Below are 14,946 nucleotides of genomic sequence, written 5' to 3' on the forward strand. Positions count from 1 at the left end.
TCAGCCGGCCAGCAGGATCCGCCGTTCCTCGGAGAAGGCGCCCCAGTTGCCGTCGGGCAGCCGGGCGCGCAGTTTCAGCGTCCAGGCCGTCCCGGCCGGCTCGGTGGTGGTGAGCCGGTAGGAGGCGCGGCCCTCGGGCACGGCCCCGGCGCCGAACTGGACGACGGTGACGGGCCGGTCGTTGACGTAGAGCTGGTACTCGCTCGTCGCCCGGCCGGTCTCCGGCGCGGTCCAGGTCAGGTCCACCGCGCCGGGGGAGGCGGCCGCGGTGAACGATCCGGGGGCCGTGGCCGGGGACCGGCCCGGGTCGGCTGGGGTGGTCACCGCCACCGGCGGGCCGTCCGGCGAGGAGTTGTCGGAGCCGTCGCGGGCGCGGACGGTGAACACGTAGGCGGTGCCGGGCTGGAGCCCGGTGACGGTGGTGGACCCGTCGGTGCCGGGGGCGGTGTGGACGCGGACCCCGCCCTGGTAGACGTCGTACGCGGTCACGGCGGTGTCGTCGGCCGCCGCGTCCCAGCTCAGCCGGGCCGCGTGGGGGCCCTCGGCGCGGCCGGTGGCGGCGGGCGGGGCGGTGGGGGGCTGCCGGTCCTCCGCCTTGGCGGCCGGGGTGGTCACCTGGGCCGGGGCGCTGAGCGCGGAGCGGTTCCCGGCGGCGTCCTTGGCGCGGACGGCGAAGGTGTAGGAGGTCTGCGCGGTGAGGCCGGTGATGTCGGTCATGGTCCTGTCGGCGGGGAGCTCCCGGACCAGCTGCCCGCCCTGGAAGACCTGGTAGCCGCTGACCCCGTCGGCGGTGTCGGCCGCCTGCCACATCACATGGACCGAGGTGGCGCTGCCCGCCTGTGCGGTGAGCCCGGCGGGGGTCCGCGGGGGCCGGGTGTCGCCGTCCGCGCCGCACGCGGCCAGGGCGGCGGCCAGGCCGAGGGCGAGCGCCGCCGCCCCGGCGCGGCGCGGGGAGGTGGTGCCTCTCACGGGTCGTCCCTTCCGCCACGGGTCCGCCGCCGGTCCGCCGCCGCCGTCGTCGGTCGGGGCGGTTCCGCGCCGTGCCCTTGATTGGTCTAGACATATATGGCACGGGCGGGGCGGGCCCACAAGACCCCCGGGCGGACGGCCGCGGCCCCGGGCGCCGGTCTGGGGCGGTTCGTCTTCATCTGCTCTCGTCTGGCAGTATTGCCATCTCTTTGCAATAACGGATGATTTTGAACAGGGATGTGCACAGCATGACGGCCCGGACAGTACGGGGAGCGGCCGGCGCGACGCTCGCCACCGCACTCATCACGGGCCTGGCGGCCTGCTCCAACCCGTCCGGGGCGGCATCGCCGGCGGACTCCGCGGTGGTCGGCATCGCGACCGAGCCCGAGAGCCTCAGCCCCCTGCTCGGCTACGGCAAGGACGGCAACTCCAAGATCTTCGACGGTCTGCTCACCCACGACGCGGACATGAAGCTGAAGCCCGCGCTGGCCCAGGCCCTGCCGGAGGTCTCCGCGGACGGCCGCACCTACACCTACACGCTGCGCAAGGGCGTGAAGTTCAGCGACGGGGAGCCCTTCACCGCCAAGGACGTCGAGTTCACCTACCGGACCATCCTCGACCCGAAGACCAACAACGCCTCCAAGACCGAGCTGGACGCCGTCGAGAGCGTCACGGCCCAGGGCGCCGACCGGGTCGTGTTCACCCTCAAGTACCCCTACGCCCCGTTCGCCGAACGGACCGTCCTGCCCATCGCCCCCGAGCACGTCGCGGGCCGGCAGGACGTCAACAGCGGCGAGTTCACCACGAAGCCCGTCGGCACCGGCCCCTACCTGCTCACCGGCTGGTCCAAGGGCGAGAAGATCAGCTTCAGGGCCAACCCGGACTACTGGGGCGGCGAGCCCGCCGTGAAGAAGTTCACCATGGCCGTCGTCAAGGACGACGACGTCCGCGCGACCCGGCTGCGCGCCGGGGAGCTGGACGCGGCCATCCTGCCGCCGAACCTCGCCCGGGGCTTCGCCCAGGACAAGGCGCGCAAGACCTTCGCCGCCAAGACCTTCGACTACCGCAACGTGACCCTCCCGACGCACCACCCCGTCACCGGCGACGCGGCCGTGCGCCGGGCCCTGGACATCGCCGTGGACCGGCAGGCCATGGTCGACAAGCTCCTCGACGACGCGGGCAAGGCCGCCTACGGGCCCGTGCCCACCGACAGCCGCTGGTTCACCCCCGGCACGGAGCGCCCGTACGACCTCCAGCGCGCCGGGCAGATCCTCGACGAGGCCGGCTGGAAGCCCGGCGAGGACGGCATCCGCGCCAAGGACGGGGTCCGCGCCTCCTTCCCGCTCTGGTACCTCTCCGGCGACAAGATCCGCCAGGACCACGCGCTGGCCTTCGCCTCCGACGCGAAGAAGGCCGGCATCGAGGTCAAGACCGAGGCCGGGACCTGGGAGGTCATCGAACCCCGGATGAAGACCGACGCCGTCCTCGCCGGCGGCGGCTCCCCGGCCGACCCCGACTTCGACCAGTACCAGCTGCTGACCTCCTCCCTCGCGGGCGACGGCTTCAACAACATGGCCCAGTACGCCAACCCGGCCGTCGACCGGGCCCTGGCCGACGGTCGCACCAGCGGCGACCCGGCCGCCCGCAAGGCCGCGTACGACACCGTGCAGCGCGAACTCGTCCAGAACCCCGGCTACGTGTTCCTCACCCACATCGACCACCTCTACGTGGTGAACGACAAGTGGGAGGGCCCCTCCACCCAGGTCGAGCCGCACGACCACGGCCTCGGCGCCGGCCCCTGGTGGAACGTCGAGACCTGGAAGCCCAAGCAGAAGTGACCCTCCGCCCCCGCCCGGCCGGCGGCGAGGGCCGCCGGCCCGGCAGCCGGCCCTGGGGGCCGATGGCACGCATGGCGGGACGGCGGACCCTGTCCGCCGTCCCCGTCCTCCTCGCCGTCACCTTCGGCGTCTTCGCCGTCGCCGCGCTGTCCCCCTTCGACCCCGTCAAGGCCTACGCCGGCACCGCCGGACTCACCGCCTCCCAGGCCGAACTCGACCAGCTCCGCGCCAACCTCGGCGTGGACCGGCCCTTCCCCGCCCAGTGGTGGGACTGGCTCGCCTCCGCACTCACCGGCGACCTCGGCGACTCCGCCGTGATGCGCCAGCCCGTCGCCGACGTCATCGCCGAACGCGTCGGCTGGTCCGCGCTGCTCGCCGCATCCGCGTTCGCCGTCGCCGTCCTGCTGGGCACCCTGCTCGGGGTGCTCGCCGCCCGCCGCCGGGGCGGGCCCCTGGACCGGGCCGCGACCGGCCTCGCGTACACCCTGGAGGCGGCGCCCCCGTTCTGGCTCGGGCTGCTCGCCGTCTGGTTCTTCTCCGTACGGCTCGGCGCACTGCCCTCCGGCGGGCTCACCGACGCCGCCGACGACACCGTCACCCTCGCCGGGGTCGCCTCCCACCTGGTGCTGCCCGCACTGGTCCTCGGCCTCTCCCAACTGCCCTGGTTCTACCTCTACGTACGCCAGGGCGTGGCCGACGCCCTCGACGAGGACCCCGTACGCGGGGCCCGCGCGCGGGGCCTGTCCGATCGGCGGGTCCTGCTCGGGCACGCCCTGCGCTCCGGAACCCTGCCCGTGCTCACCCTCGTCGGCTCCCGGGTCCCGGAACTCATCACCGGCGCCCTGCTGGTCGAGACCGTCTTCAGCTGGCCCGGCATCGCCGCCGCCACCGTCACCGCCGCCACCTCGGTGGACTTCCCGCTGCTCGCCGCGCTCACCGTCCTGGCCACCGCCGCCGTGCTCGCCGGCAACCTGCTGTCCGACCTGCTGTACGGACTCGCCGACCCGAGGGTGGGCTTCGATGGCTGACACCGCCTGGCGCCGGCACGGCCCGGACCGACGGTCCACCCGCGCCCTGCGCGTGCGCACCGCGGCCGCCGTCGCCGCCCTCCTCGTCCTCGCCGTCCTGCTGGTACCCCCGCTGGTCCGGCTCGACCAGCAGGCCGTGGACCTCTCCGCGAAACTGCTCCCGCCCTCCTGGCAGCACCCCTTCGGCACCGACGACCTGGGCCGCGACCTGCTGCTGCGCTGCGTCTACGGACTGCGCGTCTCCCTGCTGGTCGGCGTGGTCGCGGCCCTCGTCGCCACCGTCCTCGGCACCGCCGTCGGCGCCGCCGCCGGAGCCCTCGGCGGCCGCACCGACCGGCTCGTCATGCGGGCCGTCGACGCCCTCTCCGCCGTCCCGCACCTGCTGCTCGGCGTCTTCGTCGTGGCCCTGTTCCGGCCGGGCCTCTGGCCGGTCGTGGTGTCCGTGGCGGTCACCCACTGGCTCTCCACCGCCCGCATCGTGCGCGCCGAGGTCCTCTCGCTGCGCGGCCGCCCCTACGTGGACGCGGCCGTCTCCGGCGGCGCCTCCCGGTGGCGGGTCACCGTACGCCACCTGGTCCCGGGGGTGCTGCCGCAGGCCGGACTGGCGGCCGTGCTGATGATCCCGCACGCCATGTGGCACGAGTCCGCCCTGTCCTTCCTCGGCCTCGGACTGCCCGCCCACCAGGCCAGCCTCGGCACCCTCGTGCAGACCGGCCGCGGCTCCCTGCTCGCCGGGGACTGGTGGCCCACCCTCTTTCCCGGCCTGCTGCTGATCCTGCCCACCCTGGCCGTCGCCGGCCTCGCGGGCGCCTGGCGCGACCGCCTGAACCCCCGCCGCCGCTCGGAGCTGAGCCTGTGACCCCGCACCCCGCACCCCCGCCCGGGGACGTCCTGCGCGTCGAGGGGCTCTCCGTCCGCTTCCGGATGCGCGGCGGACGGTACGTCGAGGCCGTCACCGACGCCGCGTTCCGCCTCGGCCCCGGCGAATGCCTCGCCCTCGTCGGCGAGAGCGGCTGCGGCAAGTCCGTCCTCGCCTCCGCCCTGCTCGGCCTGCTCCCCGGCAACGCCGAGACCGCCGGATCCGCCCGCCTCGGCGACGGCCTCGACCTGCTCGCCGCCGACGAGGAGACCCTGGCCCGCACGGTGCGCGGCCGCCGCGTCGGCCTCGTCCCGCAGAGCCCGGCCGCGCACCTCACCCCCGTCCGCACCGTCCGCTCCCACCTGGAGGAGACCGTCCGCGAGCTCACCGGCACCCGCGCCCCCCGCGCCGCCGCCGAAGCCGCGGCCGCCCGGGCCGCGTTCCCCGCGAGCCACCTCGACCACCACCCCCACCAGCTCTCCGGCGGCCTCGCCCAGCGCGCCGCCACCGCCCTCGCGCTCATCGGGGACGCGCCCCTGCTCCTCGCCGACGAACCCACCACCGGCCTCGACCGGGACCTCGTGGAACGCACCGTCGACGAACTGCGCGCCCACACCCGCGACGCCGGCCGCGCCCTGCTGATGATCACCCACGACCTCGCGGCCGCCCGGCGCATCGCCGACACCGTCGCCGTCATGTACGCGGGCCGGATCGTGGAAACCGCCCCCGCCGACACCTTCTTCGGCCGGCCCGGCCCCCGCCACCCCTACGCCCGGGGCCTCCTCGACGCCCTCCCCGAACGGGCCTTCACCCCCATCCCCGGCGCCCCGCCCGAGCTCGGCGACCTGCCGCCCGGCTGCGCCTTCGCCGCCCGCTGCGCCCTGGCCGACGCCGCCTGCCGGGCCGCGCGGCCCCCGCTGACCGAAGGGGTGGCCTGCCACCGTGCTTGAGCTCCAGGGCATCACCGCAGGCTACGGCCGCCGGGACCCCGTCGTACGGAACGCGCACCTCGCCCTGCACCCCGGCGAGGCCCTCGGGCTGCTCGGCCCCAGCGGCTGCGGCAAGTCCACCCTGGCCCGGGTCGCCGCCCTGCTGCACCGGCCCGACCGGGGGACGGTGACCCTCGACGGCCGCCCGGTGCAGGGCTTCCGGCACCGGGCCCCGCGCTCCCTGCGCACCGCGGTCGGCGTCGTCTTCCAGCAGCCCCGCCTCTCCGCCGACCCCCGCCTCAGGCTGTACGACCTCGTCGCGGAACCGCTCCGCGCCACGGGCCGGCGCAGAGAGGCGGAAGGGGCCGTCGCCGCTCTGGCCGACCGGGTCGGCCTCGGCGCGGACCTCCTCGCCCGGCGCCCCCACGAGGTCAGCGACGGCCAGCTCCAGCGCGCCTGCCTGGCCCGGGCGCTGGTGCTGCGGCCGCGCTGGCTGGTCTGCGACGAGATGACCGCGATGCTCGACGCCTCCACCACGGCGGCCCTGGTCGGGGTGGTCGAGGAGTACCGGAGGGAGACCGGAGCCGGACTGCTGGCCGTCGGACACGATCCGGTGCTCCTGGGCAGGTGGTGCGACCGGACCTCCCACTGGAGCGACATCGCGGACGGTTGACCGACTGTTGCGCCTTCGTGAATCATCCGGCTCCTCCATGGACTCCTCGGGCAGTGCGATCTAGCGTCTGGCGGCGGCGCGATGTCAGACGCAATGTCAACAACACTGAGGAGCAAGGAGGATGACCGGATGTTCCGAAGAGCGCTGAACTGCGCTGTGGTCCCCGCCATCGCCGCCCTGACGGTGCTCGGCGGGATCGCCCCGGCCGCCCACGCCGAGGAGATCCCCAAGGCCCCCGGCCACCGCCTGGTCAGCCACTACGACGGCGCCCCGGCGACCGCCGCCCCGCTGCCGGGCGAGGCCCCGCCGCAGCACCCCTTCCTCGCGCCCAACGGCCGCAGCGGCATGCACTCGGACGCGGCGGGCAGCGCCACCTCGCCGTGGTCCGGCCCCCTGGGGAAGAACCCCCGGGTCACCAGCGAGAAGATCGCCGCCCTCGGCGGCGAGTGCGCCACCGCCACCTTCGACGCCGGCGGCCGCCTCGTCACCGTCTGCGGCACCTTCACCGGTTTCAAGGTCAAGCTCCTGGAGCCCCGCACGCTCGCCACGCTCGCGGAACACCAGCTCCCGCAGCGCTCTTCCACGGTCGAGGCGATCACCTCGCTCGACTTCTCGAAGATCTTCAAGGACACCTCGGGCGGCGCCTACTTCTACCTGGACGACCAGGACCGGGCCGTGCTCGCCGACTCGCGCCAGCACATCCTGCGCCTGGCCCACTCCCAGAACCCCGACGGGAGCTGGAAGTTCACCGTCGACAACGACTGGGACCTCACCGGCCAGGTACCCCACGACTGCGTCAGCTGGACCAACCTGTGGCCCAGCGGCACCTGCGACCCCGTCACCTCGGTCATGCCCGACTGGAACGGCCGCATCTGGTGGGTCACCCGCCAGGGCCGGGTGGGCACCGTGGACCCGGCGAACGGGCAGATCCGGTCCGTCCGGCTGGAGGGGGAGGAGATCCAGAACTCCTTCTCCGTCGCCGAGGACGGGGTCTCCATCGTCACCGACCACGCCCTCTACAGCTTCCGCACCCGGGCCGACGGCACCCCCGAGGTGCAGTGGCGCCAGACCTACGACCGCGGGACCGGGACCAAGCCCGGCTCCGTGAACCAGGGTTCGGGCACCACCCCGGACCTCTTCGGCAACGGCTACGTCGCCATCACCGACAACGCCGACGACCGCATGAACGTCCTCGTCTACCGCCGGGGCACCGACGTCCCCGCCGGTCAGCGGCTGGTGTGCAAGGTCCCCGTCTTCGGATCCGGCGCCTCGACCACCGACAACTCCCTGATCACCTGGGGCAACAGCATCATCGTCGAGAACAACTACGGGTACGAGAACCCGACCTCGCTGCTCCTGGGCAAGTCCGTCGTCGGCGGCGTCAGCCGCATCGACGTCCGCCCCGACGGCAGCGGCTGCGACACGGTGTGGGAGAGCGCGATCCGCGCTCCCTCCGTGGTCCCCAAGCTCTCCACCGCGAACGGGCTGCTCTACTTCTACGAGAAGGAGCCCAACTTCTGGGGCATCGACTCCTGGTACCTCACCGCGGTCGACTTCCGCACCGGTGAGCGCCGCTGGCGGCAGCTGACCGGCACCGGCCCGCTGTACGACAACAACTGGGCGCCGATCACCCTCGGCCCCGACGGCACGGCGTACGTCGGCGTGTTCAACGGCATCGTCGCGGTCCGCGACGGCGGCTGACCCCGCCCGCGTACGAGCCCCCGCCCGCACCCCGGGCGGGGGCTCACCGCTCCGGCCGCCGTCCGCTACCTGGCGGCTTCGAGCCGCCGGTCCGCCAGGAGCCCCGCCTCCGCGCCGGGCGACGGTACGGCCCTGGCCAGGTCCAGGCTCGCCTCCAGGTCGTCCAGCGCCAGCCGGGCCGCCGCGATCCGGTCCCGGACCTCGTCCGCCGGGTCCATCGCGTTCGCCGCCCGCTCCCGGGCCCGCGCGTCCGCCTCCTCCATCTCCCGCGCCTCGTCCAGGGAGTTGAGCACGACCCCGATCAGGACGTTCACCAGGACGAAGGAGGCGAGCAGGGCGTACGAGGCGTAGTAGACGATGCTGAACCGGGAGATCTCCAGCCCCGCCCGGACCGCGTCGGTCAGCCCGTCCAGAGTGGTCAGCAGGAACAGGGTGAGCGCGGCCCGCCCGATCGAGCCGTAGTGCTGCGGGTCGGAGGAGGCGAAGCAGACCCAGCCGACCATGGCGTACACGTACACCACCAGCGCGCCGATGAAGAGGAAGCTGGCGGTGCCCGGCAGGCTGCGCCCGACCGCCAGCAGCAGGATCCGCAGGTGGGGCAGGAAGCGGGCGGTGCGCAGCACGCGGGCGAGGCGCAGCAGCCGCAGCACGGTGGTGTTCTCGCGCAGGAAGGGCAGGAAGGCAGAGGTGACGATCAGCAGGTCGAAGATGTTCCAGGGGTCCCGGAAGAATGCTTTCGGCCGGTCGGCGTGGGCGCCCAGCCGCAGCAGCATCTCCACCGTGAAGAGGGTGAGGCAGGACTGCTCCGCCGTCTGGAGCGCCTGACGGTACTCGGCGGCCAGTCCGCTGTAGGTCTCCAGCCCCATCAGGGCCGCGTTGAGCAGGATGACGGCGAACACGCCCATCCCGAACGGCGGGGCCTCGGTGATGCTGCGGCAGCGGGCGGCAAGTCTCCTCCGGCCGGAGCCGGCCGGCGTGGGGTCCGTCATCGTGTCCCTCGTACTCGTGCTCGTGCGGCCCGGGGGCCGTGGTCGGCGTCGTCGCACGGACCGGCGCGGGGCGGGGGCGTACGCGCCGGTCCGTACGTCCTGCCAACGACTTACGGCCGAACGGGTTTCACGTGCTCGCACGAAACGGACCGTTCCGGGCGCGCCCGGACGGCGAACGGCCGGGCCGGAACCCCGAAGGGTCCCGGCCCGGCCGTCGGTGTGCCGCGGGGGCGGGGCTCAGTCCTGCTTCCCGGCGCGCCGGGCCGCGTCCTGCGCCTGCTTCTCCTTGATCCGGACCGCTTCCTTGCGGACCTCGGCCTGGGTGGAGCGCTCCTTCTGCAGCCACTCCGGGTTCTCCTGCTTGATCGCCTCGATCTGCTCGGTGGTGAGCGCCTCGGTGACCCCGCCGCGCGCCAGGCCGGCGATGGAGACGCCCAGCTTGGAGGCGACCACCGGACGCGGGTGCGGGCCGTTGCGCCGCAGCTCCACCAGCCAGGCCGGCGGCTCGGCCTGGAGTGCGTTCAGCTCGGCGCGCGAGACCACGCCCTCCTGGAACTCTGCGGGGGTGGCCTCGAGGTACACACCCAGCTTCTTCGCCGCGGTCGCGGGCTTCATCGTCTGGGTGCTCTGGTGCGACGTCATGGGGTCAAGGGTATCGAGCGTGTGCACTACCTCCGACCACGCCCGGTAACCTTGCGGGGTGACAGGCTCGGATACACCCCCTTCGTTCCGGCTCGCCTATGTCCCGGGAGTGACGCCCACGAAGTGGGTGCGGATCTGGAACGAGCGGCTGCCCGACGTCCCGCTGACCCTCGTCGGCGTGCCCGCCGCCGAGGCGTTCGGCGCGCTGCGCACCGGCGACGCCGATGCCGGCTTCGTACGGATGCCCGTGGACGGCGCGGACCTCAGCGCGATCCCCCTCTACACCGAGACGACCGTCGTGGTGGTCCCGAAGGACCACGTCGTGGCCGCGGTCGAGGAGGTCGCCACCGAGGACCTGGCCGACGAGATCGTGCTGCACCCCCTCGACGACGTCCTCGCCTGGGAGACCCTGCCCGGACGCCCCGCCTTCGAGCGGCCCGCGACCACGGCGGACGCGATCGAGCTGGTCGCGGCGGGCATCGGCGTGCTCGTCGTCCCGCAGTCCCTCGCCCGACTGCACCACCGCAAGGACCTCACCTACCGGACGGTGTCCGACGCCCCCGCCTCGCGGATCGCACTGTCCTGGCCCGAGGAGAAGACCACCGACCTGGTGGAGGAGTTCATCGGGATCGTCCGCGGACGGACCGTGAACAGCACCCGGGGCCGGCCGCCCACCCCGCCGCAGCCCAAGCAGCGCAAGGCCGCCGGGGCCGCAGGCGGCAAGACGGGCGCCAAGGCGGGCGGCGCCAAGGGCGGGGCGAAGGGCGGCGGAGCCAAGCCCGCCGCACGGTCGGGCGGCAAGCCCGCCGCCAAGCGGGGCGGCAAGCCCCGCGGCCGCCGCTGACGGACGACGGCCTGTCCCCGCGTTGCGGGGGCGGGTCCGGGCGGGCAGGGTCGGAGGGGCGGCTCCCTCGCAGGAAGGTCCGACCATGCCCATCGCCACCGTCAACCCCACCACGGGCCAGACGCTGCTCTCCTTCGACGCCCTCGACGCCGCCGGCATCGAGCGCTGCCTGGCCCTGGCCGCCCACACGGCCGCCTCGTACCGGCGCACCTCCTTCGCCGAGCGCTCCGCACTGCTGAACGGTGCGGCGGACCTGCTGGAGGCGGAGGCGGAGGACATCGCCCGCACCATGACCGTCGAGATGGGCAAACCGCTCGCGGCGGCCCGCGCGGAGGCCGCCAAGTGCGTCAAGGCGATGCGCTGGTACGCGGCCCGTGCCGAGTCCCTCCTCGCGGACGAGCACCCCGCCGACGCCGACGTCCGCGACGCGGGCGCCCAGGCCGTCCGGGTCCGCTACCGGCCCCTGGGCGTGGTGCTGGCCGTCATGCCGTGGAACTTCCCGCTCTGGCAGGTCGTGCGCTTCGCCGCCCCCGCCCTCATGGCCGGCAACGTGGGTCTGCTCAAGCACTCGTCGAACGTCCCCCAGACGGCCCTGTACCTCGGCGACCTCTTCCACCGGGCGGGCTTCCCGCAGGGCTGCTTCCAGACCCTGCTGATCGGCTCGGGCCCCGTCGAGGGCATCCTGCGCGACCCCCGGGTGGCGGCGGCCACCCTCACGGGCAGCGAGCCCGCCGGGCGCGCGGTGGCCTCCGTCGCCGGCGACGAGGTCAAGAAGACCGTCCTGGAGCTGGGCGGCAGCGACCCGTACATCGTGATGCCCTCGGCGGACGTCGCCCGCGCGGCGCGGACCGCGGTGACCGCACGGGTGCAGAACAACGGCCAGTCCTGCATCGCCGCCAAGCGGTTCATCGTCCACACCGACGTCTACGAGGAGTTCGCCCGCCTGTTCACGGAGGGCATGCGGGCGCTGACCGTCGGCGACCCCATGGAGGAGTCCACCGACGTCGGCCCGCTGGCCACCGAGAGCGGCCGCGCCGACGTGGAGGAGCTGGTCGACGACGCCGTGCGCCACGGGGCCACCGTCCTGTGCGGCGGCCGCCGCCCGCCCGGCCGCCCGGACGGCTGGTTCTACGAGCCCACGGTGCTCGCCGACGTCACCCCGCGGATGCGCATCGACCTGGAGGAGACCTTCGGCCCGGTCGCCACCCTCTACCGGGTGGACGGCCTGGACGAGGCGGTGGAGCGGGCCAACCACACGCCCTTCGGACTCAGCTCCAACGTCTGGACCCGGGAGGAATCCGACCTGGAGCGCTTCGTCGCCGAGCTCGACGCCGGCGGCATCTTCGTCAACGGGATGACCGCCTCCCACCCGGCCCTGCCCTTCGGCGGGGTCAAGCGGTCCGGGTACGGGCGGGAACTGTCCGGGCACGGCATCCGCGAGTTCTGCAACATCACCACCGTCTGGCAGGCCGCGGAGCAGGGCTGAGCGCTCAGCCCTCCATCAGCCCCAGCACGTGCTCGGTGATCATGTCGAGGACCGCCCCGGCGGCCTCCTCGTCGCCGAGGACCAGCGCGCTCAGCGTCAGCCCGTCGGTCATGGCCGCCAGGTACCGGGCCAGCACGGGGGCCGGGACCTTCGGGACGAGCCCCATGTCCCGGCACAGCTGCCCGATCAGCTCCTCGTACGTCTGGCAGTACAGCTCGTACTGGCGGCGGGCCAGGTGCTCGAAGCCGGGCCGGCGCAGGGCGTACTGGGTGAGCTCGTAGGTGAGCATGTGCTCGCCGGGCTGGGCGCCGACGTGGTCCCAGTACGCCCGGAAGCCCGCCCGGACGGTCTCGCGGAGGGTGGGTTTCGGCCGGATCGCCTCCTTCACCACGGTGATGTAGTGCGCGGTGATCGCGTCCAGGACGGATTCCAGCAGCTCCTGCTTGGACTCGAAGCAGTAGTGGAAGACGCTCAGGGACACGCCGGCCTCGGCGGCGATCGAGCGGGTCGTGGTCCGGGCGACGCCGTCACGGGTCATCGCGCGGATCGCCGCCTCGGTCAGCTGGGCGCGCCGCTCGGCCGACGGCATGCGGGGCATGGAACTCCTCGGGGTGGGGCTGCCTGGTACGGCGACGGGGCCGGCCGGGTGTCCGGCCGGCCCCGCCGGTGGTGTCAGCTGCTGTAGACGCCGACCTCGTGCAGGGAGTACCCCCACTGGGTGGCCCGCTGGACCCCCTGGACGCGCAGGTACCGGGCCGTCACTCCGGAGAACCGGGCCGTGTCGAGGCCCCCGTCGCTGTCGGAGGTGGACCAGACCGTCTGCCAGTTCGTCCCGTCCGTGGAGGTCTCCAGCCGGTACGCCTTCCCGTACGCCCGCTCCCAGTCGAGGGTGACGCGCCCGATCCGGTGCGCGGAGCCGAGGTCGATGCGCAGCCACTGGGCGTCGTTCCACTCGCTGGCCCAGCGGGAGCCGGAGTCGCCGTCCACGGCCCGGCCGGGGGAGTAGTCGACGAAGGGGTTCCACCACTCGGACGTCGAGGCCGAGGCGGAGGATCCGGCGGCGAGGTTCACCCCGGACCGGTGCCGCTCGGAGGCCCCCCAGGTGCCGAGGTAGGACTCGGCGCCCTTGAACAGGTCGTCCACCACGTCCTGGCCGCCGGTCAGCCGGATGTCCTCGATCCAGTCCGGGACCAGGCCGTAGTGCGAGGCGCCGTCGGTGTTGAGGTCCCAGGTGCGCTGCCCGGTGGTCTGCCGGTCGATGACGGAGCCGCCGTCGGTGCTGGTGAAGGGGTACTTCACCGGGTTCGGGGTGTTCGCGCCCCGGGGGCCGGGCCAGCCGCCGACGCCGTTCATGTCGGTGCCGTAGCCGTAGCCGACCTTGTACTTGTCGCGCAGGGCGTCCGTGCGCCTGGCCTCCGCGCTGAAGGCCTCGGAGCCGCTCATGTACTGGGCCGCGAAACCGCCCAGCTTGTAGAGCCGCTCGGTCCAGCCCAGGTCCATCCAGCTGTGCGAGGAGATGACGCCCGGGTACGACTCGGACTCCAGGATGTCGAAGGCGCGGCCCGCGGCCTTGACGCTCATGTGGTCGACCTCGAGCATCATCCCGCGCTTCATCATGCCGCGGACGGCGTACTCGCCGAGTTCGGTGAGGCCGCGCTTGTTGCAGCGGGCGTCGGAGGAGTACGCGGGGACCGCGACCCCGGCCGGGAGCTCCTTCTGGGCCGCCGGAGCCGCCGCGAGGCCGATCGGGTTGTCCTTCTGCGGGCCGGTGCACTGCTCGGTCTGCCAGAAGGTGCCGGTCGACAGGAACTGGCCGACGTTGATCGCGGTGCCGAGGGCGCCCTCGTCGAAGCGGACCCCGCACAGGGCGTTGTCGAACTTGTGGCAGAGGAACATGCTGCGCACACCCAGCTTGTGCAGCTCGTCGAGGCCCCGGTCGATGTCGGCCTTGCCGCACTGGGCGATGTCGAGGATCTGCTTGCAGCCGAACGGCTCTGAGGTCTCGACCCCCATGACGACGGCCAGCTTCCCCTGCTTGATCACCTCGCGGGCCTGGTCGGAGTCGGTGACGATGCGGAACCAGCCCTTGCCGGGGCCGCCGTACATCTTGTCGACGAAGGCCTGCATGTCGTACGTCTTCTGCGCCTCCAGGCGGATGGCGGTCATCTCGTCGCAGCCGCGGTCCTTGAAGAAGTAGACCGAGCAGATCACCCCGTTGGTGACGAGGTCGTTGACGAGGACGCGCTGCCCGCCGCGCCAGGCGCGCTCGACCCAGGCGTAGTAGTTCTGCTGGTGGGTCAGCGAGTCGTGGGCGGGCCAGTCCTTGAAGGTGGGCCAGCCGTTGGGGTCGTGCTTGCCGTCACCGCCCTTGGTGATGAAGTCGAAGACGGCGAGGGTCCCGTCGGGGTAGTGCTCGGGACAGTCCTTGAGGGCGTCCGCGACGCCCATCTCGGAGAAGGGCTTGCCGCAGATCAGACGGCCGCCGAAGCCCTCGTTGGACATCAGGTGGTCGTGCGCGTCGACGAACCCGCGCACCTTGCCCTGGGCGTCGGTGCCCTTGAAGGGCTCGCCGGTGACGTTGATCGCGGAGTCGGGCTGGGGCCGCGCGGTGGGGTTCCACCAGCCGGCGTCGGCCGTGGTGCCCGGGTCGGCGGAGGACAGGGGCGCGGGGCCGAGCAGCAGGGCCAGCGCGGCGACGAGCGGTGTCAGGAGCGCCAGACGGCGGCGCCGTCGGCGCGCGGCGCCGCGGTACGGCCGTGGGGGCGGGTGAGGGGTCAAGGTCATCACTCATGTCTTCGGTCGTCGGATGCGGCGCGGTCGGATCCGGGCATGAATTGTCATGCCCCGCACAAAGGTGGGACGAGAATCCCGACTGGCTCGAAAGGAGTCAAGGGTCCGGGACGGATGACCTGATCGGATGATGACCGGACGGTGGCGGGAAATGTTCAGGGGTGCGGCAGCGGCCTCCTGGCCTGCCCCGCATGCGAC

13 protein-coding genes are annotated in these 14,946 nt (G+C 73.4%); 8 read left to right on the plus strand and 5 right to left on the minus strand.

Annotated features, from left to right (window positions below):
* A complete protein-coding gene (locus tag ACIPW5_RS27180) occupies positions 1–969 on the minus strand; it encodes a fibronectin type III domain-containing protein (protein WP_401250002.1) in 969 nt (322 codons plus the stop codon).
* Positions 970–1,217: 248 nt separating this feature from the next.
* On the opposite strand from ACIPW5_RS27180, the gene ACIPW5_RS27185 reads away from it, so the two are divergent.
* The 6 genes from ACIPW5_RS27185 to ACIPW5_RS27210 all read left to right on the plus strand — a co-directional run bounded on the left by ACIPW5_RS27185 (position 1,218) and on the right by ACIPW5_RS27210 (position 7,997).
* A complete protein-coding gene (locus ACIPW5_RS27185; RefSeq protein ID WP_401250004.1) occupies positions 1,218–2,807 on the plus strand; it encodes an ABC transporter substrate-binding protein in 1,590 nt (529 codons plus the stop codon).
* A gap of 62 nt (positions 2,808–2,869) precedes the next feature.
* Positions 2,870–3,835, plus strand: a complete 966-nt coding sequence (locus ACIPW5_RS27190) for an ABC transporter permease (protein ID WP_401250162.1) — start codon at positions 2,870–2,872, stop codon at positions 3,833–3,835.
* On the plus strand, positions 3,828–4,694 hold the full coding sequence (locus ACIPW5_RS27195) for an ABC transporter permease (RefSeq protein ID WP_401250007.1): 867 nt from the start codon (positions 3,828–3,830) through the stop codon (positions 4,692–4,694). Before ACIPW5_RS27190 ends, ACIPW5_RS27195 begins: the two co-directional genes overlap by 8 nt.
* Positions 4,695–4,759: 65 nt before the next feature.
* The gene (locus tag ACIPW5_RS27200) at positions 4,760–5,644 is read left to right on the plus strand and encodes an oligopeptide/dipeptide ABC transporter ATP-binding protein (protein WP_401250165.1); all 885 of its coding nucleotides are present in this window, start codon (positions 4,760–4,762) and stop codon (positions 5,642–5,644) included.
* A complete protein-coding gene (locus ACIPW5_RS27205) occupies positions 5,637–6,296 on the plus strand; it encodes an ABC transporter ATP-binding protein (RefSeq protein WP_401250010.1) in 660 nt (219 codons plus the stop codon). Before ACIPW5_RS27200 ends, ACIPW5_RS27205 begins: the two co-directional genes overlap by 8 nt.
* Positions 6,297–6,425: 129 nt before the next feature.
* Positions 6,426–7,997, plus strand: coding sequence for a hypothetical protein (locus ACIPW5_RS27210; protein WP_401250012.1), 1,572 nt, complete (start codon positions 6,426–6,428; stop codon positions 7,995–7,997).
* A 65-nt stretch (positions 7,998–8,062) separates the two neighbouring features.
* Here the strand turns inward: ACIPW5_RS27210 and ACIPW5_RS27215 are convergent, their stop codons facing one another.
* Both ACIPW5_RS27215 and ACIPW5_RS27220 read right to left on the minus strand, forming a co-directional pair.
* Complete coding sequence (locus ACIPW5_RS27215) at positions 8,063–8,986, minus strand: ion transporter (RefSeq protein ID WP_401250015.1); 924 nt, start codon at positions 8,984–8,986, stop codon at positions 8,063–8,065.
* 237 nt (positions 8,987–9,223) lie between these two features.
* On the minus strand, positions 9,224–9,628 hold the full coding sequence (locus ACIPW5_RS27220) for a DUF5997 family protein (protein WP_007262759.1): 405 nt from the start codon (positions 9,626–9,628) through the stop codon (positions 9,224–9,226).
* 58 nt (positions 9,629–9,686) lie between these two features.
* Between ACIPW5_RS27220 and ACIPW5_RS27225 the strand changes: the two genes are divergently transcribed.
* Positions 9,687–10,472 (plus strand): LysR substrate-binding domain-containing protein, encoded by a 786-nt coding sequence (locus ACIPW5_RS27225; protein WP_401250019.1) that lies wholly within the window; start codon positions 9,687–9,689, stop codon positions 10,470–10,472.
* Positions 10,473–10,557: 85 nt separating this feature from the next.
* The gene (locus ACIPW5_RS27230) at positions 10,558–11,958 is read left to right on the plus strand and encodes an NADP-dependent succinic semialdehyde dehydrogenase (protein ID WP_401250022.1); all 1,401 of its coding nucleotides are present in this window, start codon (positions 10,558–10,560) and stop codon (positions 11,956–11,958) included.
* Positions 11,959–11,962: 4 nt separating this feature from the next.
* Here the strand turns inward: ACIPW5_RS27230 and ACIPW5_RS27235 are convergent, their stop codons facing one another.
* Both ACIPW5_RS27235 and ACIPW5_RS27240 read right to left on the minus strand, forming a co-directional pair.
* The gene (locus ACIPW5_RS27235; protein ID WP_401250025.1) at positions 11,963–12,556 is read right to left on the minus strand and encodes a TetR/AcrR family transcriptional regulator; all 594 of its coding nucleotides are present in this window, start codon (positions 12,554–12,556) and stop codon (positions 11,963–11,965) included.
* A 74-nt stretch (positions 12,557–12,630) separates the two neighbouring features.
* Positions 12,631–14,742: a discoidin domain-containing protein gene (locus tag ACIPW5_RS27240; RefSeq protein WP_401250027.1), complete on the minus strand. Its 2,112-nt coding sequence runs from the start codon at positions 14,740–14,742 to the stop codon at positions 12,631–12,633.
* Positions 14,743–14,946: the final 204 nt, after the last annotated feature.

Source organism: Streptomyces sp. NPDC090077 (genome assembly GCF_044747545.1).
Taxonomy (GTDB): Bacteria; Actinomycetota; Actinomycetes; order Streptomycetales; family Streptomycetaceae; genus Streptomyces.

Coding starts and splice junctions, on each gene's coding strand:
- ACIPW5_RS27195 (WP_401250007.1), top strand. CDS start 3,828: ATGGCTGACACCGCCTGGCGCCGGCACGGCCCGGACCGACGGTCCACC.
- ACIPW5_RS27215 (WP_401250015.1), bottom strand. CDS start 8,986: ATGACGGACCCCACGCCGGCCGGCTCCGGCCGGAGGAGACTTGCCGCC.
- ACIPW5_RS27185 (WP_401250004.1), top strand. CDS start 1,218: ATGACGGCCCGGACAGTACGGGGAGCGGCCGGCGCGACGCTCGCCACC.
- ACIPW5_RS27190 (WP_401250162.1), top strand. CDS start 2,870: ATGGCACGCATGGCGGGACGGCGGACCCTGTCCGCCGTCCCCGTCCTC.
- ACIPW5_RS27200 (WP_401250165.1), top strand. CDS start 4,760: ATGCGCGGCGGACGGTACGTCGAGGCCGTCACCGACGCCGCGTTCCGC.
- ACIPW5_RS27240 (WP_401250027.1), bottom strand. CDS start 14,742: ATGACCTTGACCCCTCACCCGCCCCCACGGCCGTACCGCGGCGCCGCG.
- ACIPW5_RS27235 (WP_401250025.1), bottom strand. CDS start 12,556: ATGCCCCGCATGCCGTCGGCCGAGCGGCGCGCCCAGCTGACCGAGGCG.
- ACIPW5_RS27230 (WP_401250022.1), top strand. CDS start 10,558: ATGCCCATCGCCACCGTCAACCCCACCACGGGCCAGACGCTGCTCTCC.
- ACIPW5_RS27210 (WP_401250012.1), top strand. CDS start 6,426: ATGTTCCGAAGAGCGCTGAACTGCGCTGTGGTCCCCGCCATCGCCGCC.
- ACIPW5_RS27220 (WP_007262759.1), bottom strand. CDS start 9,628: ATGACGTCGCACCAGAGCACCCAGACGATGAAGCCCGCGACCGCGGCG.